Origin of the sequence: Flavobacterium flavigenum, from assembly GCF_027111255.2 — a bacterium.
Lineage (GTDB): Bacteria > Bacteroidota > Bacteroidia > Flavobacteriales > Flavobacteriaceae > Flavobacterium > Flavobacterium flavigenum.
This window is the reverse complement of record NZ_CP114285.2, coordinates 567217-592478: the sequence shown is the minus strand read 5'-3', so window position 1 is coordinate 592478 and position 25262 is coordinate 567217. Positions and strand designations below refer to the sequence as shown.

Annotated in this window: 19 protein-coding genes; 13 read left to right on the top strand and 6 right to left on the bottom strand. The window is 34.0% G+C overall.

From position 1 onward, the window contains the following. Positions 1-3 precede the first annotated feature (3 nt). The 6 genes from OZP09_RS02120 to OZP09_RS02095 form a co-directional block, all read right to left on the bottom strand. On the bottom strand, positions 4-1470 hold the full coding sequence (locus tag OZP09_RS02120; RefSeq protein ID WP_269236296.1) for a hypothetical protein: 1467 nt from the start codon (positions 1468-1470) through the stop codon (positions 4-6). Continuing rightward, positions 1457-2917 (bottom strand): RagB/SusD family nutrient uptake outer membrane protein, encoded by a 1461-nt coding sequence (locus tag OZP09_RS02115; protein ID WP_281310203.1) that lies wholly within the window; start codon positions 2915-2917, stop codon positions 1457-1459. The genes OZP09_RS02120 and OZP09_RS02115 overlap by 14 nt, the downstream gene beginning before the upstream one ends. 3 nt (positions 2918-2920) lie before the next feature. After that, entirely contained in the window at positions 2921-6280 is a 3360-nt protein-coding gene (locus OZP09_RS02110; protein WP_281310202.1) for a SusC/RagA family TonB-linked outer membrane protein, read from the bottom strand. Positions 6281-6291: 11 nt separating this feature from the next. Next, positions 6292-7395: a FecR family protein gene (locus OZP09_RS02105; protein ID WP_281310201.1), complete on the bottom strand. Its 1104-nt coding sequence runs from the start codon at positions 7393-7395 to the stop codon at positions 6292-6294. A 67-nt stretch (positions 7396-7462) separates the two neighbouring features. Further along, positions 7463-8062 (bottom strand): RNA polymerase sigma-70 factor, encoded by a 600-nt coding sequence (locus tag OZP09_RS02100; protein WP_269236289.1) that lies wholly within the window; start codon positions 8060-8062, stop codon positions 7463-7465. A gap of 141 nt (positions 8063-8203) precedes the next feature. Next, positions 8204-9244 carry a GntR family transcriptional regulator gene (locus OZP09_RS02095; protein WP_269236288.1) on the bottom strand — a complete coding sequence of 347 codons (1041 nt, stop codon included), beginning with the start codon at positions 9242-9244 and terminating at the stop codon, positions 8204-8206. Between the two features lie 281 nt (positions 9245-9525). Here OZP09_RS02095 and rhaT point away from each other — a divergent pair, with 281 nt between their 5' ends. From rhaT to OZP09_RS02030, 13 genes are all read left to right on the top strand, one after another. Beyond that, a complete protein-coding gene (gene rhaT / locus OZP09_RS02090) occupies positions 9526-10596 on the top strand; it encodes an L-rhamnose/proton symporter RhaT (RefSeq protein WP_269236287.1) in 1071 nt (356 codons plus the stop codon). A gap of 20 nt (positions 10597-10616) precedes the next feature. Further along, positions 10617-12758: a bifunctional aldolase/short-chain dehydrogenase gene (locus tag OZP09_RS02085; protein WP_269236286.1), complete on the top strand. Its 2142-nt coding sequence runs from the start codon at positions 10617-10619 to the stop codon at positions 12756-12758. Between the two features lie 217 nt (positions 12759-12975). Beyond that, the gene (locus OZP09_RS02080; protein ID WP_281310200.1) at positions 12976-14250 is read left to right on the top strand and encodes a sugar isomerase; all 1275 of its coding nucleotides are present in this window, start codon (positions 12976-12978) and stop codon (positions 14248-14250) included. A 105-nt stretch (positions 14251-14355) separates the two neighbouring features. Continuing rightward, positions 14356-15717 (top strand): FGGY-family carbohydrate kinase, encoded by a 1362-nt coding sequence (locus OZP09_RS02075; RefSeq protein WP_269236285.1) that lies wholly within the window; start codon positions 14356-14358, stop codon positions 15715-15717. A gap of 225 nt (positions 15718-15942) precedes the next feature. Then, positions 15943-16689: a (Fe-S)-binding protein gene (locus tag OZP09_RS02070; RefSeq protein WP_269236284.1), complete on the top strand. Its 747-nt coding sequence runs from the start codon at positions 15943-15945 to the stop codon at positions 16687-16689. 93 nt (positions 16690-16782) lie between these two features. Continuing rightward, a complete protein-coding gene (locus tag OZP09_RS02065; protein ID WP_281310199.1) occupies positions 16783-18186 on the top strand; it encodes a lactate utilization protein B in 1404 nt (467 codons plus the stop codon). Beyond that, positions 18089-18763 carry a LutC/YkgG family protein gene (locus OZP09_RS02060; RefSeq protein WP_349293620.1) on the top strand — a complete coding sequence of 225 codons (675 nt, stop codon included), beginning with the start codon at positions 18089-18091 and terminating at the stop codon, positions 18761-18763. The genes OZP09_RS02065 and OZP09_RS02060 overlap by 98 nt, the downstream gene beginning before the upstream one ends. 19 nt (positions 18764-18782) lie before the next feature. Beyond that, positions 18783-19601, top strand: a complete 819-nt coding sequence (locus tag OZP09_RS02055) for an SDR family oxidoreductase (protein WP_269236282.1) — start codon at positions 18783-18785, stop codon at positions 19599-19601. A gap of 26 nt (positions 19602-19627) precedes the next feature. After that, positions 19628-20782: a mannonate dehydratase gene (gene uxuA, locus OZP09_RS02050; RefSeq protein WP_281310776.1), complete on the top strand. Its 1155-nt coding sequence runs from the start codon at positions 19628-19630 to the stop codon at positions 20780-20782. A 194-nt stretch (positions 20783-20976) separates the two neighbouring features. Continuing rightward, a complete protein-coding gene (locus OZP09_RS02045) occupies positions 20977-22785 on the top strand; it encodes a type VI secretion system Vgr family protein (protein ID WP_281310198.1) in 1809 nt (602 codons plus the stop codon). 18 nt (positions 22786-22803) lie between these two features. Beyond that, positions 22804-22971, top strand: a complete 168-nt coding sequence (locus OZP09_RS02040) for a hypothetical protein (RefSeq protein WP_269236280.1) — start codon at positions 22804-22806, stop codon at positions 22969-22971. Positions 22972-22977: 6 nt separating this feature from the next. Beyond that, positions 22978-24600: a hypothetical protein gene (locus tag OZP09_RS02035; protein ID WP_281310197.1), complete on the top strand. Its 1623-nt coding sequence runs from the start codon at positions 22978-22980 to the stop codon at positions 24598-24600. After that, positions 24597-25043, top strand: coding sequence for a hypothetical protein (locus OZP09_RS02030; protein ID WP_269236276.1), 447 nt, complete (start codon positions 24597-24599; stop codon positions 25041-25043). Before OZP09_RS02035 ends, OZP09_RS02030 begins: the two co-directional genes overlap by 4 nt. Positions 25044-25262: the final 219 nt, after the last annotated feature.

Genomic DNA, 25262 nt, shown 5'->3' with positions numbered 1-25262 from the left:
AAATTATAGTGTGACTTCTTTTGGACAATCAATATTTAAGGCAGCCGGCTTTGGATAAACTCTGTTATTGTATATTCTGTATTGTGTGGAAACGGTTCCTCCAAAAAGTTTATCGTTTGTTAGTTTTAATTCAAAAGAAATTTCAAATAAACCATTACTGATTTCCTTGTAAGTTCCTTCTCCTTCAATAGCAATGGAATGAGTATTGTCTTCGTTTACACCAACTGTTATATCTTGTGGTATCACAAGTACACTTCCTTGAGTTTTACTATTTCCGTTTTCGGGGAAAAACTCTAAAGCAGAAGTAATATTGAATCCAGGAGAGATTGCAGCTGAATTATTTTCATTGGAAAACCATCTTTTTAAACCAAAAGAATTTACTGTATTAGTTCCGGTAACTACATTAAAACCTATTTTAAAGGCATCATGATATACATCATCATTAGGGCTTGTCGTTCCTTTGTCACTATACAATATGGCATTTTCACTATCTTTTGTAACTACTACCGGAAATGTGAACGCATTAAAGGTCTGCCATGCACAAGTACCGCTTTTGTCAAACCAGTGCTCACCGTAGGTTAAGTAAAAAGCATTAGAAAGATCATAGAATTTTGAAGCTGGATTTGCGTAGATATCCCGAGGTGACTTGGTAGGTTTTACAATTCGCAATGTAGTATTACCGGTCGCCTTATAATTAGGGATGTTTACTAATGTAATTTTAGATTCATAGCGAACATCATCATTTTGTATGTCTTCTAGAAGTGTTAGATGGTAATTAATAGAATTTCTGTTATCTCCGATTTCATCATGTGTCAAAGAATAATCAAAACCATTTGAAAACTTGAAAAACGAAAGATTTTCAATTTCTGAAGGAATAAATTCATTGGGGAAATTGATTTTAAAATCAATCTTTTCACCGGCTTCTCCTTTCACTATAAATTGATTTTCAGGAAAAGTATAAGTGGTTGCAATTTCTCCTAAAGTGATGGTGAAAATATCATTTATAGCTTCAGTATTTAGATTTCCAATGTGAACCAGAGGATTCGAAGCATTTTCAAGTTTCAGGGTTATAGTCTGTTTGTCCTGCCATCTTTTATCAAAAGAAATAAAAATAGTATCAGTAAGTTTTGCTCCCTGAAATACCAATTCGTTAACGGGATTAATTTTAAAACTATCAGTATTCCCTGTTGACGAAGTAGTGCTAAAATTAACTGTCACAGGATCTTTTAAAGAACTTGCTGTCAGGGCAACCGGCACTTTTAAAGTTTTGATTGCGTTGTTTACATAACTGGATTGTGGTACTAAACTGCCATTTACAGCAGGATAAACCAATGGAGTATTGTCGCTTTTTACCAGAAAATGAAATCTTACATATGGATCTATTTCAGAACCCATTTTATAATCATCTTTTGAACAGGAAGTAGTAAGTGAAGCTATCATTAGGAAAGCAAGTGCCTTAATAAGATTCATTTTGTTTCAGATTTGGATTAAGATTAGTATTAAAGGTCGGTATTGGTAATACAAATTTTAAAGATGGATAGTTGATACTGCAATTGGTAGAAATACAACCGTCATTTCTGGAAATATTTTTGTGGTTTCGCATTAGATCAAAAAACAAATGACCTTCAAAACAAAACTCTTTTCTTCTTTCCAAAAGAATATCTTCTTTAATATTCGTAGTATTTGTTGCTAATATTGCATTAGCACGGGCTCGAATTATGTTGAGATCTGTCATTGCAAGATCAGATCTGTTGGTTTCTAAAGCAGCTTCGGCACGGATTAAATACATTTCACTCAATCTGAAAGCAACATAACCCGGATTATCCTGAAACTTTTTTGTAAAGTTGTAATTTACCTCAATCAGTTTTCCGTTTACTAAGGTCAAAAGTGGTTTTTCCAGAAATAATTGTTTTCTTAAATCATTGGGCTCATATAAATTGATCAAGTCATTCGAAGCGACATATTTTTCAAAACTAGTAGCCGATGTATATCCAAAATTTTTCGACATTGATCCTCCAACTATTCCTTCTGAATCTTTTTTTACTGAGAATTCCAATAAAATTTCAGACACAGGAAGATCTGTTTTTTCCCATTCTGTAATTAGATTTTCTTTAGCTGTTAATATAACGCCTGAATTGGCAATAACATCATTTGCAGTTTCATAAGCATTAATCCAGTCTTTTTTGTGAAGATATACTCTTGCCAGTAATGCTTTTGCACTATTACGACTAAAAAAAGAATACGAAGGACCTGCCAGAAGTGATTGCTCTGAATAATTCGAAATTGCAGTTTTTAAATCTTTTACAATTAAATCATACGTTGTCGCAGCTGTCTCACGTGCAGGATACCAGAGTCCCTCTTTTATAGATTGGGTAGCATAGACAATTCCGTCATGTGAAGCGTCTGTTGTGTAGCCGTAATCCTGACTGTAAACGAGTGACAAAAGAAAATGCATATATGCCCGTATGGTCAGTACCTCAGCCATAATCTGATTTTTTTCTGTTTCTGTAGCGTCTGTTAGCGCAGGAGTAAATTCTAAAATTAGATTTGCCTGATTGATAATATCATAACTACCATCATAAAAAGACCTATAATCACTGGCCAATGCATCGTCTTCGAAAGAATATACTTTTTTTGTATTTGTAGCAGGGTCAATTTGTCCTCGATTTGAACCTGTTGCCAGGGGAGTGAATTTTAAATTACCACCTTGTAGATCGGCATAAACAGCAAAACGTTCTTCTCTCACATTAGCTTCAAGTTCTGTATATAAACCAGTCAATGCAGTTAAAACTCCTTTTTTATTTTGCAAAAGCTCATCTATAGAAGTTTGTGTTCCCGGTTCCTGTTCTAAAAAGTCACTACAGCTTTGTAATGAAAAAATCAGAAAAAATAATGTGATGTATTTTGAATATTTCATTTTTTAAAATTTAGCATTAACTCCTAGTGAGATGGTTCTGGCTTGCGGATAGATGTAACTATATTCTCTTACTCCATTCATCCCTTTTGGACTTTTTTCTTTGTACCAGTATGCCACATTAGAGGCATCGGTAAATACAGAAAGTGAACTTAAAAAAGTATTTTTCAAAGGAATATTATAAGTCAAATTGATGTTACTGATTCTGACATAAGTAGCGTCATAAAGATATTTGGTTAAGTTTGGCAAAATCGGAGCACTGGTGGCTGCTGGCTGCGAAGCGTTATCTCCTGGAGCTCTCCAATAGTCATAAGCATTTACAGATAAATTTCTGTTTGATGTATTATTGTATTGATCGATAAGCAGATTTGAGGCTAAAAATTCTCCCCCAATCTGAAAATCCCCTCTAATTGATAAAGTCAGATTATTATAGAAAGTCAGATTATTGTAAAAACCTCCGTAAGCATCTGCCTGTTTATCGCCAATGGGTTCCCAGTCTGCAATGGTATACAGGTCATTATAAGTTTTAGTATCGTATATTTTACCGTTTTTCTCTACTAAATTTCGTCCAGTAGCGGGATCAACCCCAACCCACTTTACACCCCAGATTGTAGTAGTGCTGTAGCCTATTTTTTGAGCAAGAGCCAGATTTGCCTGAGAATAGTCGCTTCCTAAACCTTTTAAATCTGTAACTTTGCTTTGTATAGTAGAAATATTAAAAGCTGTTGTCCACTTAAAGGCATCGTTTTTTATCCATTTTATTCTTGTAGTAAGTTCAAAACCCTTATTATACATACTTGAAGCATTCAATTGGAGAGAATTGTAACCTGTTTCTGTTGGAATATCTCTCGTGGTAATCAGATCACTTTTGTTATCATAATAATATTCTACTGTCAATTCTATTCGGTTGAAAACATTAAAATCAAATCCGGCATTAAATTTTGTATTTTTTTCCCAGCTCAATTCACCGTTTGGTGCTTCTCCGGTTGTGGCTCCAATAGCACCATTATAACCGTTTTGACTAATATTATACAAACCTTTGGAACGGTAAGAACCAATTCTTGAGTTTCCGGTAGTACCATAGCTGGCTTTAAATTTCAGGAAGTCAATCCACGTATTTGTATTTAGGAAATCTTCGTTGCTGGTAATCCAGCTGATACCAGCTCCACCATTGTAAGCAACATCAGTATCATCACCAAATACAGAACTTTGATCTCGGCGAAAATTTCCTAAAACGTAGTAGCGTTTTTTATAGTTATAGTTTATTTGAGATAGTAATGAAACTCTGGAACTGTAGCTAATCTCGTTTCTGTATGTCTGACCATTGGTTGATTCATCTACTAATGGGGTTGCCGGATTATCATCCCTAATAGCATCAGTGACATTGTTAATCTGATTTGGATTTACAAATCCTACTCCTGATTTATAATCAAAATTTCCTTTGTCCTCAGAAAGCTCAAAACCAGCAACACCATCAACATTATGATTTTTGCCTAATTGCTTATTAAACAAAAGCTGTCCCTGCCAGTTCCATTTAGTCGAATTCCTTTGATTTATAAGACGACGTCCCCAAGCAGGATAAAGAGTACCATTAAGATTAAATGATCCATTAAACTGTCCGCTTTCATTTTCTCCGGAAAAATAACGATCTTGTTCCTTATCAGTATAATCCATACCAAAGAGAGAAGCTAATTTTACCGATTTATTAAGCTCATATGATAAATTTAAACTTCCTAAAATTCCATAAGTGTTTGTTATATTTGTATTTTGAGCAATAGCTGCCAAAGGATTTCCTCTTGTCTGACCGCTAACGCCTAAACCAGCAAAAGAACCATCTTCATTGTATGGTGCATTGGTTGGCAAATAAGCAAAACCATAAAATATATTTGGGGCATCTTTTTGTACATAACTTGGATTAAGCATCAGATTTACATTCCATTTGCCTGAATTAAAGCCTAAATTAATTCCGGCGTTTAATTGCTCAGTGCTGTTTCCCATTTGGGGTTCGTCAATTTTTAAATAACTTATATTGGTGCGATATGAAAATTTTGAAGTCGATCCGGAGACATTAAAATTATATTTATTGTAAACCCCGGTACGGTTTAATAATTCAAACCAATCAGTGTTTACACCATTATAGGCTATAGGAGTATAACCTTCAGACCTTGTATTTTTCTCAAACTCATTTCTAAGCTCGGTATATTGCTCTCCACTTAAATATTTAATTCGGTTTATAGCAGAAGAAATTCCAAGTTGGTTTGAAAATCCAAATTGTGTTTTTCCCTTTTTTCCTTTTTTTGTTGTGATCAAAATAACCCCGTTTGCTCCATCGGCGCCATAAATACCCACTGCCGCAGCATCCTTTAAAACTGAAATAGTTTCAATATTTTCAGGAGCAATTTTCATTAAAGGATTCGCTAAATTTTCTGCAGAATCTCCTGATCCGTCAAAAAAACTGCTATCAATAGCATATTCTTCGCTCATAACAACACCGTCAACAATTATTAAAGGTTGTGATGAAGTTCCGGTAATAGCACCTGTCAAAGAAGATAAAGTACCTTGTCCGCGAATGTTTATTTTTACAGGTCCGCCAACTCCGGTTGTGTTTTCAACTAAAACACCGGCTATTTGCCCAGTAATCATTTTGTCGATAGTTTCGGTAGCTTGTTCAACCGCAATATCTTTTGCCTGTAAAGTCGAAATGCTTCCCACAACTTCTTCCTTTAATTTCTGTGTTCCGTAAGAAGAGGTTATCACAACAGGATTTAATTCATCTGTCGTTTCCTGAAGATAAAATGAAAACTGTTTTTTGTTTTCTGCCTTTTCCGATTGGGTTTCCATTCCTAAAAACCCCACCTCAAGTACCAGATTAGAAATATCATTTCCTTTCAGCTCATACACAAATTTTCCATTAAAATCTGTTACAGCACCCATTCCTGTTCCTTTAATTCGGATAGTAGCGCCGGGAAGCGGTAATTTTGTTTTGGAATCAAATACGATTCCGCTTATAAATCTTTCGGTTTCCTTAACATTAGATTTCGGTGTTTCTGATACTGTAGATGTTAACAAAATCTGTTTTTTCTGAATATAAAATGAAATATTTCTGTCTTTAAATAATTTCGTTAAAACGCTTTCCAAAGACGCATTATTGACATTTATACTGGCTTTTTGATCCGTATCTATTTTTTTAGCATTGTAGATAATCCTAAAATCGGTTTGCTCTTCAATTGATTTGATAATCAAACCTATAGGTTCATTATTAGCATGTAAGGTAATTGATTTGTTTTGTGAAAAACCCTGATAACTGAATAAAAGGAGAGCAAAGAAAAATAGAATTTTCCTTTGAGAGAAAGTCGTAAATATCATGTTCAGCTGGCTTATTGGATATTGGTGATGGTAATTTTATTTTCTTCGATAATATAGTCAAACGGGGTATCACGTTTTAAGAGTTCTAAAATATTTTCGACACTAGATTCCCTGATTTTGATAGTTCCTGTAAAATGCTGTTTGGCTAAATCTGAATTTTTATTAATAATCTCAACATCATAAGTCCGCTGAATTATTTTAGTGATGGTCGAAAATGGAGTATCATTAAATGTAAGTTCACCCTTTGTCCAGGCTGAGTAAAAAGTTGGATCAACAGATTTTGTGGTAATTTTTCTCGAATTGTTTTGCCAAGTAGCCATCTGATTTGGTTTCAGTAAAACAGCATTTGATGCATTTTCAGTTTCATACATCTGAATACTTCCTTCAACTAAAACACTATTTACAGACGGATTCTCAGGATAAGCACTTACATTAAATTTCGTACCCAGAACTTCAATAGCTGCCTGATTGGCATTTACTATAAAAGGATGCTCTTTGTCTTTCGCTACTTCAAAAAATGCTTCTCCTGTTAGATAAACAGTTCTTTTCCCGTTAATACCAAACTGTTCAGGATAGCGTAAAGTGGTTCCGGAATTCAAACTTACAGTAGTTCCGTCTGAAAGTATCAATTTAAATGTTTTACCATAAGGAACTTTTAGTGAATTGTATACAATATCATTATCTTTAGCTTTTCCGAAATATACAATTTGACCCGGAAGTTTTCTGGCAATCAGTTCGCCTTTATCATTTACTAAATTGGTCTGATTTTTTTTTGTGATATATTCTGTCTGGCCATTGCCTAATTCAAGAACAATTTCTTTTGAATTTTTTGTTTTTTGGCTAAAATTAAAAGCAATTTTGCCTAAACCAAGCAGCACTAAAAATGCTGCAGCATATTGTAAATATTTAGCAGCCTTATTTTTTGGTTTAATTTTAATTACTGGAACAGTATCATCTGAAATATTTTCAGAAAGGGCAGTAAGAGCCCAGGTTTTCTTTATTGTGATAAACTGCTTTTTGTTTTCTTCAGAAGCATCAATCCATTCAAAAAGAGTTTGAATTTCCTGTTCTGAGGCTTCATTAGATAAGTACTTATAAATTATTTCTGATGGCATAATTTGAATTTTAAACTTCTTATTATGATAAGTACACTTCAGAAATAAAAAACCCTATGTTTAATTTTTAATTATTACAAATAAGAATAAAAATCATAAATAAATAATCAGATAATTTGGTCTTCAAAATTTTCAAAGCCTTTGTCATATGGGCTTCTACAGCTTTTATAGTCACATTCATTTCTTCTGCGATTTCTGCGTTTTTTTTATTCTCAAAACGTTTTTTGATAAAAACTTCACGGGTTTTGGGAGGTAAATCGTTTATTGATTCATTAATTATCCGTTCTAATTCAGTTAATTCTAAAGTATCAAACTGAATCGAATTTAAGACTTCAATGTCCAGTTCTCTTTCTTTATGATTTAATAAATCGTTTTTGAATTTGTCCTTAACTTTATTATGACGAATAAAGTTCAGACATTTCGATTTGGCATAGGTATATAAAAAAGACTGAATTCCGTTTATAGAATCAATTTCCTTTCTTTTCTGCCATAAATTAATAAAAGCTTCCTGAGCAAGATTTTCTGCCTCATCCTGATCGTAAATAAACTGAACACTAAAAGAGGTAATTCTACGAAAGTATTTATCATAGAAATATTTAAACGCAGCTTCTTCTCCCTTTTTAAAAGATTTAAATTTATCGGATTCGAAACTGGTATTAATATTCATCTATAATGTAGCTCCTGTACGGATTATTTTATTATCCAGGCGGTATTGATTCAAAGCGGAGCAAAGATAAATATTATTTATATTTATTCTAAATAAAAAAACAAGATTTAAAAAATTAATATTTAGAGCCAAATTTTAGAGTCATATAGAATGTCTGTCAATAAAATTAAATGGCACTTTAATTTCTCCTTTTTCTTTGTTTAAAATCATTCTGGCAGCAATTTCCCCCATTTTATTAAAATCAGTAGACATGACAGTGATTCCTAGTAAATCTTTTAAAGGAGTATCATTGTAGGATATAACACCTATATCGCTTCCTAATACATATTCCTCATCCCTGATTTGCTTTACTAAATTAACAAGATCAGATTCTTCTATAGTAATAAATAAATCTCCTTTTTTAAGGATCATATCGTCGTATACTTCACTTAGAATTTCAAAATTAATCTCATGTTCAACACAAAATTTTCTAAAACCATGTAAAATTCTTCTTGGATAAGGATATACAGCTTTCTCAGGATAGACCAAAATTAGTCTTTTATATTTGGTGATTTTGGTAAGTCCTTCTTTTAGAGCATTATATATATCATTTTCAAAATCCTGATAGATTTTGATCACTTCACTTCCTAATCCAATTTTGATGTTATCCATAATAACAAGCTTATCCTGTGGTATTCTCTGGATTGCTTTTGCAACTTCATCAGTAAAACTCAAATGTTTTAGTTCATCTGTTTTAAAGTGTGTTGTAATAACATAATAATCGTATGCACCTTCGAATTTATCGAGCAGATTTAAAAATAAAGTTTCATCGCAATGGTAGATATGCAAATCGACATGCGCATTAGCTCCTAATGTATTAATAAAAGAGCTGTAGGTTTTCATTTTATAAGCACTCAGTTTATTAAATAAAAACAAAATATTGACTTTAGATTCCAATTTTGTTCTGGTAATATAGTATCCTTTTCCTCGTATTGAAGAAATAATTTTCCTTTCTTTTAAAATATTATAAGCTTTCTCAACGGTATCCCTGGACATATAAAACTCTTCACTGAAGTTATTTATGGACGGAATCTTTTGATTTATTTTCAGGTTACCATTAGCAATATTTTGCAGTATAGAATCTACAATTTGCTTATACTTAGGTACTCTTGAATCTTCATCTATTTTAATTAGCTTAATCATGGTTGGTGTAGTAAAGTTTCTCTTTTATGTCAGAGTCCGGATTATAAATTGCATAATATGTAATAATTTTCTTTAAAAAGCACTAAAAGATATTAAATATTCATGCGTTCGCTAAAATATGAATTTTAAATTTAAAAAATGCAATAAAGCCAATCTTATCGCAATAATTTATGATTTAATATAAATATAAATTAGAGAAAGGACAGTACAGGATAGTTTTCTTTTTTACATTCTCTTATTTTACCGAACCAATAACTATCAACTAAACCACAAAGAATTAAATGGAATCATTACTCGGAATTATTTTTCACTCCATTGGGGGATTTTCTTCAGGCAGTTTTTATATGCCTTTTAAAAAAGTTAAAGACTGGGCCTGGGAAAGTTACTGGTTAATAGGAGGTTTTTTCTCATGGCTAATTGTACCGCCAATAGCTGCTTATTTGACTATTCCGAATTTTACTGAAATTATAACTACAGCTGCTCCATCAGTTAAGGCGTTAGCGTACACAATGGGACTGATTTGGGGAATTGGAGGATTGACTTACGGATTGGGTGTTCGCTATTTAGGGATGTCATTAGGAAATTCAATCACTTTAGGATTTTGTTCTGCTTTTGGTGCTTTGATTCCGCCAATATATTATAATTTCAATGCAGTAGAAGGCAAAGAGTCAATTAGTGATATGTTTGCTAACTCAGGTGGACAAATGGTTTTGGCTGGTGTACTTATATGTATCATTGGGATTGCCATTTTAGGAAAAGCAGGAATGTTAAAAGAGAAAGATTTTGCAACAGGTCACGAAGATAAAGACAAGGATTTTAGTTTAGTAAAAGGTTTAATCATTGCTATTGTATCCGGTATTTTAAGCTCTTTCTTTAATTTCGGAATTGAAGCAGCAAAACCAATGGCTGATGTGGCTAATGAAGCATGGAAAGTAATGCATCCAAATCAGGGAGAATTCCTGTTTCAAAATAATGTGAGTTACATTGTTATACTTTGGGGCGGACTAACAACAAACTTTATATGGTGTATCTATCTTAATTTTAAAAATAAAACTTTTAGTAATTACACAGATACTAAAACACCTATTTCAAAAAATATACTTTTTTCTGCGATTGCAGGTACCATGTGGTTTCTTCAGTTTTTCTTCTATGGAATGGGAGAAAGTAAATTAGGAAATGGAGCCAGCTCATGGATTTTACATATGTCAACTATCATACTTACCGCTAACTTCTGGGGATTCTATCTGAAAGAATGGACCGGTGTAACTAAAAAAACGTTCAACACCTTTATGTTGGGCATCGGACTCATCATGTTATCTATTGTTGTAGTCGGAATCGGGAACTCTTTATAATAATCAATTAATATATTAAAATGTCAAATATAAACACAAACAATATGACTTTTCAGCATGTAAGCTATCTTTGGGATGATGCTAAAGCTGCAGCACTAGCAGGAGATGAAGTAGCTCTTTTTATCTATCGCTCTAATTTATTAGGAGCAGATTTAAGACTTACTAATTATGGAGGAGGAAACACTTCAGTTAAAATTACAGATAAAGACCCATTGACAGGCGCAAGCTCAGAGGTAATGTGGATTAAAGGTTCTGGTGGAGATATCGGAACGTTGACAAAATCAGGTTGTGCTGCTTTATATTTAGACAGATTACGCAATCTTGAAAATGTATACAGAGGAATTGAATTTGAAGATGAGATGGTGGAGCTATTCAATCACTGTATTTTTGACTTAGCTTCAAAAGCACCTTCTATTGATACACCTTTACACGGTTTCTTACCGTTCAAACATATTGATCATTTGCATCCTGATGCTGCTATTGCTATTGCTGCAGCAAAAGACGGAGCAAAAATCACTGAAGAATTATTCGACGGAGAAATCGGTTGGGTAGGATGGCAGCGTCCGGGCTTCGATTTAGGGCTTCAGTTAAGAAGCTGTCTGGAAGAAGCTGAGAAAAAAGGAAAAAAATTACGTGGTATCATGTTAGGTTCTCATGGTTTGTTTACCTGGGGAGATACTGCTTACGAAAGTTATATTAACACGCTTGAAGTAATTGAAAAGTGTGCTGAATATTTAGAAAGCAATTACGGAAAAAAACGTCCGGTTTTCGGAGGTAAAAAAATTGACAGTCTTCCAGAGGCTGACCGTAAATTAAAAGCAGCAAAAGTTGCTCCGATTTTAAGAGGTTTCTGTTCTTCAGAGCGTCAGATGATTGGTCATTATACTGATGATGCCAGAGTTTTGGAATTCATTAACTCTAATGATTTGTCAAAATTAGCTCCTCTTGGAACTTCTTGCCCGGATCACTTCTTACGTACGAAAATCAGTCCTTTGGTTTTAGAATTAGATCCAAACGAAGATTTATCTGATGTAGCTGCAGTAAAAACAAAATTGACTCCTGCGTTTGAAGCTTATAGAGCAATGTACAAAGATTATTACAATGCTTGTAAAAAGTCTAATTCGCCTGCAATGCGTGATCCAAATCCAGTTGTAATTTTATATCCGGGTGTAGGTATGTTTACGTTTGCTAAAGATAAAACGATGGCACGTTTAGCATCTGAATATTATGTGAATGCAGTAAATGTAATGAAAGGTGCAGAAGCAGTTTCAGAATATACTTCATTGCCACATCAGGAAGCTTTTGATATTGAGTACTGGTTGTTAGAAGAAGCAAAATTACAGCGCATGCCAAAACCAAAAGCACTTTCAGGAAGAGTAGCTTTAGTTACGGGATCTGCAGGAGGAATTGGTAAAGCTATCGCTAAAAGATTTGCTGAAGAAGGAGCTTGTGTAGTAATCAACGATATCAACGAAGAGCGTTTAGAAGGTGCAAAAGCAGAGTTTATCAAAACATTTGGTAAAGATGCTGTTTCAAGTACTTTATTAAATGTTACTGACGAAGTAAGTACAGAAAAAGCTTTGGATGCTGCTTGTCTTGCATTTGGTGGTGCTGATATTATCATCAACAACGCTGGTATCAGTATTTCAAAATCAATCGCAGAACATACTCTTGAAGAGTGGGACAGATTATACGACATTTTGGTTAAAGGACAATTTATTGTTTCTAAAGCCGGAATCGAAGTAATGCGTAAACAAGGTTTTGGTGGAGACATCGTAAACATTGTTTCTAAAAATGCAGTAGTAGCAGGTCCAAACAATCCTGGTTACGGTTCTGCAAAAGCAGCTCAGGCACATTTAACACGTTTGATGGCTGCAGAACTAGGTGCTGACAAAATTCGTGTAAATACAGTTAATCCTGATGCTGTAATTTCAGATTCAAATATCTGGTCTGGCGGATGGGCTGAAGGGCGTGCAAAAGCTTACGGAATTACCGTTGAAGAATTGCCTGCTTATTATGCGAAACGTACCTTATTAAATGAAATTATATTGCCTGATGATATTGCAAACGCATGTTTCGCATTCGTAGGAGGTCTGTTGAATAAATCAACAGGAAATGCCCTGAATGTAGACGGCGGAGTAACAATGGGCTTTTACCGATAAGTTGTTTAGTTTTTTTTAAGTTTATTTAACAAAGTGGTTTTTGTTTTCTAACGTTCGATTCTGTCGGACGTTAGATTTTTTATGACAATTGTATTTTATAAATAAATTTCCTAAACACGGTAAGAACAACAAAAAAACACAAAAAAGTAACGTATAACAAGGGTTTGGTTTATAGAAATAGCCTTATATTGTAAACCCTATTTAAAAATAAATAAGTATGTTAATTCAATCAAACACTATCACTTCTCATAATGATGATTTATTAAAAAAACATCAGAATAAATTAATTTTTACAGCTTCTGAAATTGCAGAAAGTGAAGCTATTATTCAAAAATTAATCGATTTTCAAATTGCAATCCCATCTTGGGCTTTAGGAACAGGGGGAACAAGATTTGGACGTTTTGCAGGTGGTGGGGAACCTCGTTCATTAGAAGAAAAAATCGAAGATGTAGGTTTACTTCATAAATTAAATAATGCTTCGGGTGCTATTTCTTTGCATATTCCATGGGACATTCCAACGGACTATAATGCAATCAAAACGCTTGCCGGACAACACGGATTGAAATTTGATGCCATGAACTCAAATACTTTCCAGGATCAGGCAAATGCAGAACATACTTATAAATACGGTTCTTTACAAAACGTAAACAAAGCAGTTCGTAAACAGGCGATTGCTCACAATATTGAAGTTATTAAACACGGAATTGAATTAGGATCTGACTCATTGACTGTTTGGTTAGCGGATGGTTCTAACTTCCCGGGACAATTGAACTTTCGTAAAGCATACCAAAATACACTGGAAAGTTTAGAAGAAATCTACGATGCATTACCTTCAGACTGGAAATTGTTTTTAGAATACAAATGTGCTGAACCAAACTTTTACTCTACAACAGTTGCAGATTGGGGACAGTCTTATTCATACGTTCAGAAATTAGGAGACAAAGCAAAAACGCTTGTTGATTTAGGCCACCATTTACCAAACGCAAATATTGAGCAGATTGTTTCTATTTTATTGATGGATAATAAATTAGGAGGTTTCCACTTTAATGATTCAAAATACGGGGATGACGATTTAACTGCAGGAGCTTTAAAACCATACCAGTTATTCTTGATTTTCAATGAATTGGTTGAAGGAATGGATGCCCGAGGAATGAATCACGCCAAAGATTTAGGATGGATGATTGATGCCTCACACAACGTAAAAGATCCTTTGGAAGATCTATTGCAATCTGTTGAAGCGATTATGATTGCTTATGCTCAGGCACTTTCAGTTGACAGAAAAGCGTTAGAAATTGCGCAGGAAGAAAATGATGTGGTAAAAGCACAGGAAATTCTTCAAAATGCTTTCCGTACCGATGTTCGCGCTTTGGTTGCTGAAGCTCGTTTACGTTCAGGCGCAGCGTTAAACCCGGTTGAATTATACCGAAGCCTTGATGTTAGAGGAAATCTAATTGGCGAAAGAGGATTAAAAACGATGGCCACAGGATTGTAATTATAAGTTATGAATTATGAGTTGTAAGCTAAAAAGATTTTACTAAACTCATAATTCTGTAATTCAAAATTTATAATTTATAATTCACAATTTACAATTAAAGAAATGAACGTAGTTGCAATTTTTGATATTGGTAAAACCAACAAAAAAGTATTTTTATTTGATGAAAATTATAAAATCGTTTGGGAAAAATCAGTAAATCTGGACGAAACGGTTGATGAAGACGGTTTTCCCTGCGAAGATATTGAAGTATTAAAAAACTGGATTCTCGAACGATTATCAGAAATAAAAGAACTGAATAGCTATGTTCTGAAAGCTATAAATTTCAGTACTTACGGAGCTAGTTTTGTTTATATTGATGAAGATGGCAACTCTTTGACGCCTTTATACAATTATTTGAAAGATTATCCGGAAGAACTGAAAAACGGTTTTTACAAAAAATACAAAGGAGAAGAAGTTTTTGCAGTAAAAACAGCTTCTCCTGTTTTAGGAAGTCTGAATTCAGGAATGCAGATTTACAGATTAAAAGAAGAAAATCCGGAATTATTTGAGAAAGTAAAATATTGCCTGCATCTACCGCAATATTTAAGTTTTCTTTTAACTGGTGAAGCTTATACCGATATTACCAGCATTGGATGTCATACAAATCTTTGGAATTTCAAAAAGATGAAATATCACAAATGGATGAAAAATGAAGGTATTAAAGATAAACTCCCACCAATACATCCAGGAAAAGATGTGATAAAAAAAGAAAATGATCTGGCTGTCGGAATTGGTTTGCATGATAGTTCATCAGCCATTATTCCGTACACGATAAACTTCACAGAACCTTTCGTTTTATTGTCAACCGGAACCTGGAGTATTTCCCTGAATCCTTTTAACAATAAGCCATTAACGTTTGAAGAACTTGAAAATGATTGTTTGTGTTACATGCAATACACTGAAAAACCAGTAAAAGCAGCACGTTTGTTTTCTGGTAACGAACATGAAGTTCAGGCAAAAAGACTGGCGGAACATTTTAAAGTACCGTTTGATACTTTTAAAAATGTCTATTTTGATAAAAAAATTGTATCGAATTTAAGAGCGGTAAATTTTCAAATCGTTTATCCTAAAAAATATGATTTTGATATTCTGAAAGAATGCCCATTTCAAAAGAGAGACCTTTCTGTTTTCAAAACATACGAAATCGCATATCATCAATTAATGCTGGATCTTGTTGAACAACAAGTTTTTTCAACTAATTTAGTAATTCATAACAGCCCGGTAAAGAAAATTTTCGTGGATGGTGGATTTAGTAAAAATTCAATTTTCATGAATTTACTAGCAGAAGCTTTCCCAGATGTAGAAGTTTATGCGGCTTCAATGGCTCAGGCAAGTGCCTTGGGAGCAGCATTGGCGATTCATCAAAACTGGAATCCTAAGCCTATACAAAATGATTTAATTGATTTGAAGTTTTATAAGCACTAAATTAGCACCAAAGATTAAAGGATTTAAAAAGATTCTTGTTTCACGCAGATTTAGTTCTGTCTTGAGCGTAGTTTGTCATTCCGAGGCACGAGGAATCTTCGTAAGAAACTCTACAAAGATTGGTGATTTTCTTTGCGGAGTTTCTTGAGAAGATCCTTCCTTCGTCAGGATGACAAAAATGAGAATAAAATCTGCGTGAAAAAATAAAAAATAATTACCCAGAATATGAAAATTGGACTTTTTATACCATGCTACGTCGACCAATTTTATCCAAAAGTAGGTATAGCAACCTATGAATTATTATTAAAATTAGGTTGTGATGTTCATTTTCCAATGAAACAAACCTGCTGTGGGCAGCCCATGGCAAACAGTGGTTATGCACATTTAACCAAGGGCTGTGATGCTAACTTTATAGCCAATTTTTCAGAATTTGATTATATAGTTTGTCCTTCAGGAAGCTGTGTTTTACATGTAAAAGATCATTTGCATGATGAAAAACAGGAAGAACTGGCAGCAGAAATACGCAAAAAAGTTTTTGAATTAACAGAATTTATTACTGATGTACTTAAGGTCGATCACATCGAAGGGAATTTTCCGCATAAAGTAGGAATGCACCAAAGCTGCCATGGACAACGTGGACTAAAGCTTTCGCAGATGACAGAATTGAACTCGCCTCATTTCTCTAAACCGGAACAATTACTTCGTAATATAAAAGGTCTTGATTTGGTTTCATTAAGCAGAAAAGACGAATGCTGTGGTTTTGGCGGTACTTTTTGCGTAACAGAAGAAGCGGTTTCTGTAAAAATGGGGCAGGACAGAATCAAAGATCATGAAAAACATGATGTAGATTATATTACAGGAGGAGATATGTCCTGCCTGATGCATTTGGAAGGGATTCTGAAAAGGCAAAAAAGCCCTATAAAGACTATTCATATTGCTGAGATATTAAACTCATCAGAAATTAAGATTTAGAATTTAAAATAATCAGTCGATAGTCTTTTTTGAAACTAATTACTTCATAACTGATATCAATTACTAAATTTAATTCTTCCAAAATCATTTAAAATGTCTTCAGAAAAAACAATACCACATAGCGAAGCAGCGACACGTTTTAACAAAGATGTGGAGCGTGTAAACTGGCATGATGAAACACTTTGGTTTGTTCGTGAAAAACGTGACAAGGCCGCACACCAGATTCCGGATTGGGAACTGCTAAGGGAAACGGCTTCACAAATTAAGCATAATGTACTCTCAAATATTCATGATTATTTGATTGAATTTGAAGAAAATGCTCAAAAAAACGGAATAACGGTGCATTGGGCAGCCGATGCAAAAGAGCATAATGAAATCGTACATTCGATAATGGCAAAACATGATGTAAAGCAAATGGTAAAATCCAAATCAATGCTTACTGAAGAATGCCATTTAAACGATTATCTGGCAGAAAAAGGAATTGAAGTTATCGATTCTGATTTAGGGGAATACATTGTTCAGCTTCGTAAAGAACCCCCAAGTCATATCGTTTTACCTGCTATACACCTTAAAAAAGAAGATGTAAGTGAAACTTTCCACGAACATCTGGGTACTGAAAAAGGAAATTTTAATCCTCAATATTTAACCGAATCGGCTCGTCAAAGTTTAAGAAATACTTTCTTGACCCGAAAAGTAGCATTGACCGGGGTTAATTTTGCTGTAGCAGAAACCGGGGAATTTGTAGTATGTACGAATGAAGGAAATGCAGATATGGGAGCACATTTAGCAGACGTGCATATTGCCTGTATGGGATTCGAAAAACTGATTCCACAACGTAAACATCTGGGAGTTTTTCTTAGATTATTGGCCAGAAGTGCTACCGGACAGCCAATTACTACTTTTTCAAGCCATTTCAAAAAACCAAGAGAAGGACAGGAGATGCATATCGTTATTGTGGATAACGGAAGAAGCAAACAATTAGGAAGAGAAGAATTTAGAAACTCCTTAAAATGTATTCGCTGTGGTGCCTGTATGAATACCTGTCCTGTTTACAGACGAAGCGGAGGACACAGTTATCATAATGCAGTAGCCGGACCAATTGGTTCTATTTTGGCACCAAATTTAGATATGAGCAAAAATGCGGATTTACCTTTTGCGAGTACGCTTTGTGGTTCCTGTACGAATGTGTGTCCTGTGAAAATTGACATTCACGATCAATTGTACAAATGGCGTCAGGTATTGGTTAAAGAAGGCCATACACCAACTGCAAAAACAATAGCGATGAAGACTATGGCAACTGTTTTGGCAAATCCAACGATATTCAATATTGCAGGCAAATCAGGAAGATTCATGATGAAGAATATTCCAGCGGCAGTAAACAATAAGATGAACAAATGGTATGATCAGCGTGAAATGCCAGATGTTCCTGAAGAGTCTTTCAGAGAATGGTACAAGAAAAATTCACGTGAATCTAAAGCGAAAGACAATGAGCAGTAAAGCTGAGATATTAAAGAAAATAAAACAAAATCAGCCTGATTTAGTGACTGATTTACCTGATTTAGACATTTTGGGATCAGAAATGCCGAATGTTTTGGAAACTTATAAAACAGTTTTAAAAAACATTGGAGGAGATAGTGTTGAAGTGACTAATTACAGTGAAATTTTAGATTTTATCAGACAGAATTATGCACTTGACAGAAGAATAATTACAACCATTCCCGAACTAGCCGAAGTAGCATCGCTGGATTGGAAAAATGATGATCCTCATACCCTGCAGAATGTTGAATTAGCGATTGTGAAAGCTCATTTTGGTGTTGCCGAAAATAGTGCACTCTGGGTTACAGATGATTTATTAGGACAGCGCGTTGCTCCTTTTATTGCACAATATTTAGCAATTGTTGTTAATAAAGTTGACATATTACCAATGATGCATCAGGCTTATGAAAGAATTGGTAATATGGAGTACGGTTTCGGGACTTTTATTGCAGGACCTTCAAAAACAGCAGATATTGAACAATCTTTAGTGTTGGGCGCACACGGCGCAAGAGGATTAATTGTATTTTTGCTGGATTGAAACTAAAAAACTAAAAAAATTGAAAACAGATTTTACATTAGAAGGAAAAGTAATCATTGTTACTGGTGCAACCGGAGTTCTAGGTGAAGCCTTTGTTAACGGTATAGCTGCAGCAGGTGGTATTGTTGGTGTTTTGGGAAGAAACGAAAAAGTAGCCAATGAAAGAGCTGAATTAATCGTTAAAAACGGTGGACAAGCCATCGCTTTAATTGCAGATGTAACGATTGAAAGTGATCTGGTAAAAGCACGTGACCTTGTTCTTTCAAAATACAGAAAAATTGACGGTTTGGTAAACGCTGCCGGCGGAAATATGCCGGACGCTGTAATTCAGTCAGATCAGGATATTTTTAAACTTAATATGGATGCTTTGCAAAAAGTAATGAACCTGAATTTATTCGGAACACTTTTGCCAACTCAGGTTTTTGGAGAAGTGATCAAAAATAATGAGGGTATTGGAAGCATCGTTAATATTTCATCTGTAGCAACAGAACAGGCTATAACTAAAGTTTTGGGATACAGTCTGGCTAAATCAGCTATTGATTCTTACACCAAATGGTTTTCTGTTGAAATGGCAAAAAGATATGGAGATAAAATCAGAATGAATTCTATCGTTCCAGGGTTTTTCTTAACAGAGCAAAACCGTACGTTATTGACTAATCCTGACGGAAGTCTAACAGAGAGAGGCAATTTAATCATAGCAAATACACCTTACAAACGTTTTGGAAATCCGGACGAATTAATTGGAGCTTTAATTTGGTTGCTAAGTGATGCTTCAAAATTTGCTACCGGTTCAAAAGTAACTATAGATGGTGGTTTTACAATTTTTAGTGGTGTATAATTTTTAAGAAAGAAAGTATGAACAGAATGATACAAACCTGGAGATGGTTCGGTCCGAATGATCCCGTAAGTTTACAGCATATAAAACAAACCGGTTCTACCGGAATTGTAACAGCTTTACACCATGTTCCTCATGGAGATGTGTGGACAATTGATGAAATCAATAAAAGAAAAGCAGAAGTTGAAGCATACGGTCTGACATGGGATGTTGTGGAAAGTATAACAGTTCACGAAGACATCAAAACAAAAACCGGGGATTACCAGCTATATATTGATAAATATAAAGAGAGTATTCGTAACGTAGCGGCTTGCGGAATCAAAATTATCACGTATAATTTCATGCCCGTTAACGACTGGACCAGAACGCAGTTGGATTACAAAATGCCAGACGGTTCAGAAGCTTTGTATTTTAACTGGGTGGACCTTGCTATTTTTGATATTTATATCTTGAAAAGAGAGAATGCAGAAAGCAGTTTTCCTGAAAGTATTGCAGCTAAAGCAAAAGAACGCTTTAATACGCTAAACGAAGAGCAATTACAGGCATTATCAGATGTTGTAATGTTCGGGATTCCTGGGGAAAAAAAGATGACTGTTGCCGATATGCAGGCAAAACTAAAGCCGTATAAAAATATTGACAGAGCAGCTTTAAGAGAAAATCTAAGTTATTTTTTAAATGAAATTTGTCCGGTTGCAGATGAAGTTGGAGTAAAATTAGCCATTCATCCGGATGATCCTCCTTTTGATATTTTAGGATTGCCTCGTATTGTAAATTCAATGGAAGATTATGATTTTATTCTTTCTAAGGCGCCTTATAAGTCAAACGGAATCTGTTTTTGTACCGGTTCTCTTGGAGCTTCAGAAAAAAATAATTTACCGGAAATAGCAAAAGCTTTAGGTGATAAAATACACTTTATTCACTTGCGAAATGTACGCAGGGACGAAGAAGGTAATTTTTTCGAAGCAGATCATTTAGACGGAAATGTCGATATGTATGCTGTAGTAAAAGAATTATTGTTGATACAAAAAAACAATAATCTTTCCATTCCTTTTAGACCTGATCACGGACATCAAATGTTAGATGATCTAGGAAAAGTAAACAATCCCGGTTATTCTGCAATTGGAAGATTAAGAGGTTTAGCCGAGTTGAGAGGGCTTGAAGAAGGTATTATTCGATCGTTGTAATAAAAAGTATAAGTAAATAGAGGTTGTCAGGATTTTTGTTCTGGCAACTTTTTTTTTTGCACTTATGTTAAGAATTATCTATAAAAAATCGAAACATCTTTATTTGAAAAACAGTATCAGAATTTATTTGCATATTTAATTTTAAACTCTATTTTTGAAAATAAATTCTTACTTAAAATATCAGCAAATAATTTATGGGACATTTTTCAGAACAGGTACATATCAGCATAGGGAGTTTTACCCAAAACGTCGTTTATCATAATTTAGAACTGTCACAAAAGATGGCCGATCACCATCATTTTTCTTTTGTATGGCAATACACAGGCAAGGCGATCATAAACCCCGCAGACCAGGCAAAGGCATTGCGAACCTATCTTGGCGATGAAGTTATCTTTACCTTTAAAAGCCTTACCGGAATAAGGTTGATGAGCAAAGGAATCATTACCGAGCTTTCATCAATAGACCTTCACGGCAGTGCCGAAGGATTGCATGTCAAAGGCATCAGCCACACTATTGTGCTGGACGATATGAAAAAGTCAAGAACCTATCAGCAAAGAGGCATGAATGATATCGTGCTCGATATTTTAGCAGAAGGACCGGGAGAATTCTATGAAAGGGATGCTATAAAATCGACTTACCTTCAGGAATTCAAATACCTGGCCCAGTACAATGAGACCAATTTTGATTTCTTGAAACGATTGGCCAGCCGATACGGGCAGTGGTTCTATTTTGATGGAATGCGGATGCAGTTCGGACAAACCAAAACCAGCAAAATAAAACTCATCAACGGGTCTTCGCTTCATGGTTTTAAAATCCAGACCAACATGGCTTCCCATAAAATTTCTTTGGGAGGGTATGATTACAATGGGGCATCCAACATTCGTAATGCCTCAGCCAGAACTTCATCAGGAAGCAAAGACAGTTTTTCTGCTGTAGTGGGACATAACCAGGGAACCGTTGCCCAAAACGATTTGAATCATGGAGCTTACACCACCAATGCCCAAAGCAGCGAAGAAATCCAGGAAATGGTCAGACTGCAGACTGCAGGCAGCGACGCCAATAGTGTTTATTATAGCGGAATATCTTATTTTCCGTTAGGACTTGGACAGGTTTTTAGTATCATAAACCAGACTGTAGAACACGAACTGATTGTGACAGAAGTAACACATGTTTCTCAGGTCCATGGAAACTATTCCTGTAATTTCAAGGCCATTCCGGCAGATGTTGCAGCCCCTCATTATACAGACGTACATGTATTTGTGAAAGCCGAAACACAGCCAGCGAAAGTAAAAGACAACAACGACCCGGAAGGATTGGGACGCGTAAAAGTACAATTCAACTGGGCAGGCGGAAACAATTCCAGTGAGTGGCTACGAATGATTCAGCCGCACTCAGGAAGCGGAAAAGGCTTTTATTTTATTCCCGAAATCGATGAAGAGGTTTTGGTAGGCTTTGAAGGGGACAATGCACAGAATCCCTATGTTTTGGGAACACAGTATAATGGAAATGCTACAAGCGGTTATGCCGACGGTCAAAATAATGTAAAGGCTATTCATACCCGTTCCGGGACAAAAATAGTTCTAAACGATGCTGAGGGAAGTATCTTGATTGAAGATCCGAGCGGTAATATCTGGAAAATGGATGGTCAGGGAAATATTGATGTGAATGCGCCGAAGAATTTTACTATCAATGCCGGGGAGAGTGTTAGTATTACGGCAGGTAAAAATGTTTCTGTTAGTGCAGGGGAGAATGTTGAAGTTGATGCAAGTAAAGATATAATTCAAACGGCGGGACACGACCTTACACAAAATGCAGCTGGAGATATAACCGAAAGTGCAAATAACAAAACTGAAATCATAGAAAAAACACATATTAGAAGCTCAATAGAATCAACACATTATGCCGATGAAGTTACAATTTTTAGCACTAAAGAAAATATGCTTTTAGAAAGTAGTAAAAAAACGGTAGAAGTAAATAGTGCAGAAAAATCGAATATGTTTTAACATCTAAAAAAAAATTTTATGGCAATTAATAAAAATGCAAAGAATTTATATGTGAGATTAAAAGGCAACTATAATAGTGAAAGTCAAACTTTTTTGGAAACAGCCGAAAAGGTAGAAATAGTAGCTATAAAAGAAAATTTGAAATTGATTTCAAATAAAAAAGTTCAAATTAAAGGTAATAAATAAACAGATATGGCAAATGTAGAATTTGGAAAACCGAGATTTCAAACCCCTGTGATGAATGAAGAGAATATCTCAGAAGTTACTGCGGTGTATTTTGCAAAAAGAATATTAACTCCTGTTTATGAAAATACTGAAGAAATTATTGTTGCAAAAAAAGGAGAAAATAAAAAAAAGATAAAAGCCCGATTTGTTACAGAACATAAAATAAAGAAAGAGGACCTAATTGATTATGATCCAGAAACAGCTTTTGAAAAGGCCAAAGGTGAGGAAAAAGTAACAATAACTTACAAAAAAAAAGTAAGAGATTCTATTTCGTTCAAAAAAATCACAAAAGCCAAGATTAAGGAAAAAGTATGGGTAGTTGCAACTTGTAATGGAACAACAGGAAAACTATCTATTGAAATCAATGAAAACAAACTGACCAATGCGGAAACAGTTTATGACAATCCTGTAAAATTCTTAATTGGAGAAGAAGAAAAAACAAAGATTGAGTTTGAAATTTATAAAGATATAATTGTCACACCCAATACTTATGCAAAAGAAATTACGCTTCAACCCAAAAGCAAAGAAGATGTAAAGGCTCTAATAGATAAATTTGACAAGCGAACGGATAAAAATGCTTTCCTCTATTTTAAAGCCGAAAACGCTGACGCAGCCTATGAACTAAAAATCTTTGAGGTAAATAAGGAATTTATAAATAAAGATGGTGAAAGATTAGAGGTTAAATATTGTAATTGCGGTGAAAAATATCAAGAAACAGTTGAATGTACTAGATATGGAAGTATTTATGGACCTGTTTATTGGGGGGAATTACCCTTAAAAGATTTTCCAAAGTGGGATGATTTGATAAAAAATAATAGTATAACTACAGATGAGAAATCAATTTTAATAGCAATGTCAGAAAATGAAGGTAAATTAGATTCTATACAATCTTATGATAGTGAAATTTTAACAGCAGGTGCTATGCAAAAAACAATTAATCCCGAAGGTTACGGTGAATTGCCAATTCAATTTTGGGAATTCAAAAAAAATTATCCGGAAAAGTATATACTGTATTTAGAAAATTGTAATTGGAAAGTTGAAGAAGAAAAAAAGGAAAAAAAAGATAAAAAAGGAATTGTAATAAGCACTAATTATAAATATAAAGCTAAATATAAAGATTTATCAGGTAAAGAACTTAAAGATAAAATTCGTGAAGGCTTTGAAAAAAATAAATTTAAGACAAAAGTTAATTGTGAACCTATTGAGCCAATTATAAGGTTAATGAAAGATAGTGATTATCAAATTATACAAATTAAAGATTTTATTAAACGATTAAACAGTTCATTAGACAAAAAACCAACTGGCTATTCATTGAAAATATCTGCTTTTGTTAGTTCTAACTTAGGAAAAGCTTTAGTTTTAGATAATGATGTTAATAGACCAGGACAAGTTGATGATTGCTTTGGAGAGGCTTTAGATTCATTTTTTAAAAAAAATCCAAAGGTTTCAAAAATACCATCAGAATGGGGTACCAATTTTTCAACTTATGAAGATGAAATATTAGAGATTTATGGTCCTTTAAGAGGTGAGGGTTCTTATACTATGACAAGCGCAACCAAAAGATACAATGATTTAAAATCTAAATTATGATAAAAAAACTTTTTCTTTTAATAATATGCTCACTACTTTCAAATTTTTTATTTTCACAAAAAAAGAGTTTAGCTAAATATGCTCTTTCTCAAAAAATAAGTAGTGATTATGAATTAGTCTTCCTGAAATATAATAAAGACTATAATTTGTATTCAAACCCAAGAATATTACACAAAGGTAAATTAAAATTAGTTTCAGCTTTTGACGAAAATAATTACAGTGGGGCAAAAATAAAAATATCAAAAAACAAAAAGTATTTTGTTTTAGATAATATTATCAAAGGTTATGTATATGTGCAAAATGATAGCATTTTACATGAGAATTATAACTGTATAATTATTGATGTTAAAAACTCAAAAATAGTTTATAGAATGCAAACGGATTGTGGAGGATTTTGGAATAAAAAAAATCAATGGGTTCATAATAATGAAATTTTATTTTGAAAATTTCAATCCACAAAAAGGGAGAAATAGATTTGCAGAAATATTATGATTACACAAGTTAATGATCTTTTTTTCAAAAGTAGCGATAAACATTGTATTAAATTCTTTTTTTTAAAATTGGTACCCAAAAGTTCGAAGTGCAATCAAAGGAGTGAAACAAACTTATGGTATTTCAGGAACAATTAGTGCGGGTAAAAGTATATTTTGTAAAAGAACAAA

Excerpts from the sequence above, each read along its gene's own strand:
- OZP09_RS02120 (WP_269236296.1), bottom strand. The coding sequence starts at position 1,470 with ATGAATCTTATTAAGGCACTTGCTTTCCTAATGATAGCTTCACTTACT.
- OZP09_RS02115 (WP_281310203.1), bottom strand. The coding sequence starts at position 2,917 with ATGAAATATTCAAAATACATCACATTATTTTTTCTGATTTTTTCATTA.
- OZP09_RS02110 (WP_281310202.1), bottom strand. The coding sequence starts at position 6,280 with ATGATATTTACGACTTTCTCTCAAAGGAAAATTCTATTTTTCTTTGCT.
- OZP09_RS02105 (WP_281310201.1), bottom strand. The coding sequence starts at position 7,395 with ATGCCATCAGAAATAATTTATAAGTACTTATCTAATGAAGCCTCAGAA.
- OZP09_RS02100 (WP_269236289.1), bottom strand. The coding sequence starts at position 8,062 with ATGAATATTAATACCAGTTTCGAATCCGATAAATTTAAATCTTTTAAA.
- OZP09_RS02095 (WP_269236288.1), bottom strand. The coding sequence starts at position 9,244 with ATGATTAAGCTAATTAAAATAGATGAAGATTCAAGAGTACCTAAGTAT.
- rhaT (WP_269236287.1), top strand. The coding sequence starts at position 9,526 with ATGGAATCATTACTCGGAATTATTTTTCACTCCATTGGGGGATTTTCT.
- OZP09_RS02085 (WP_269236286.1), top strand. The coding sequence starts at position 10,617 with ATGTCAAATATAAACACAAACAATATGACTTTTCAGCATGTAAGCTAT.
- OZP09_RS02080 (WP_281310200.1), top strand. The coding sequence starts at position 12,976 with ATGTTAATTCAATCAAACACTATCACTTCTCATAATGATGATTTATTA.
- OZP09_RS02075 (WP_269236285.1), top strand. The coding sequence starts at position 14,356 with ATGAACGTAGTTGCAATTTTTGATATTGGTAAAACCAACAAAAAAGTA.
- OZP09_RS02070 (WP_269236284.1), top strand. The coding sequence starts at position 15,943 with ATGAAAATTGGACTTTTTATACCATGCTACGTCGACCAATTTTATCCA.
- OZP09_RS02065 (WP_281310199.1), top strand. The coding sequence starts at position 16,783 with ATGTCTTCAGAAAAAACAATACCACATAGCGAAGCAGCGACACGTTTT.
- OZP09_RS02060 (WP_349293620.1), top strand. The coding sequence starts at position 18,089 with ATGATCAGCGTGAAATGCCAGATGTTCCTGAAGAGTCTTTCAGAGAAT.
- uxuA (WP_281310776.1), top strand. The coding sequence starts at position 19,628 with ATGATACAAACCTGGAGATGGTTCGGTCCGAATGATCCCGTAAGTTTA.
- OZP09_RS02045 (WP_281310198.1), top strand. The coding sequence starts at position 20,977 with ATGGGACATTTTTCAGAACAGGTACATATCAGCATAGGGAGTTTTACC.
- OZP09_RS02040 (WP_269236280.1), top strand. The coding sequence starts at position 22,804 with ATGGCAATTAATAAAAATGCAAAGAATTTATATGTGAGATTAAAAGGC.
- OZP09_RS02035 (WP_281310197.1), top strand. The coding sequence starts at position 22,978 with ATGGCAAATGTAGAATTTGGAAAACCGAGATTTCAAACCCCTGTGATG.
- OZP09_RS02030 (WP_269236276.1), top strand. The coding sequence starts at position 24,597 with ATGATAAAAAAACTTTTTCTTTTAATAATATGCTCACTACTTTCAAAT.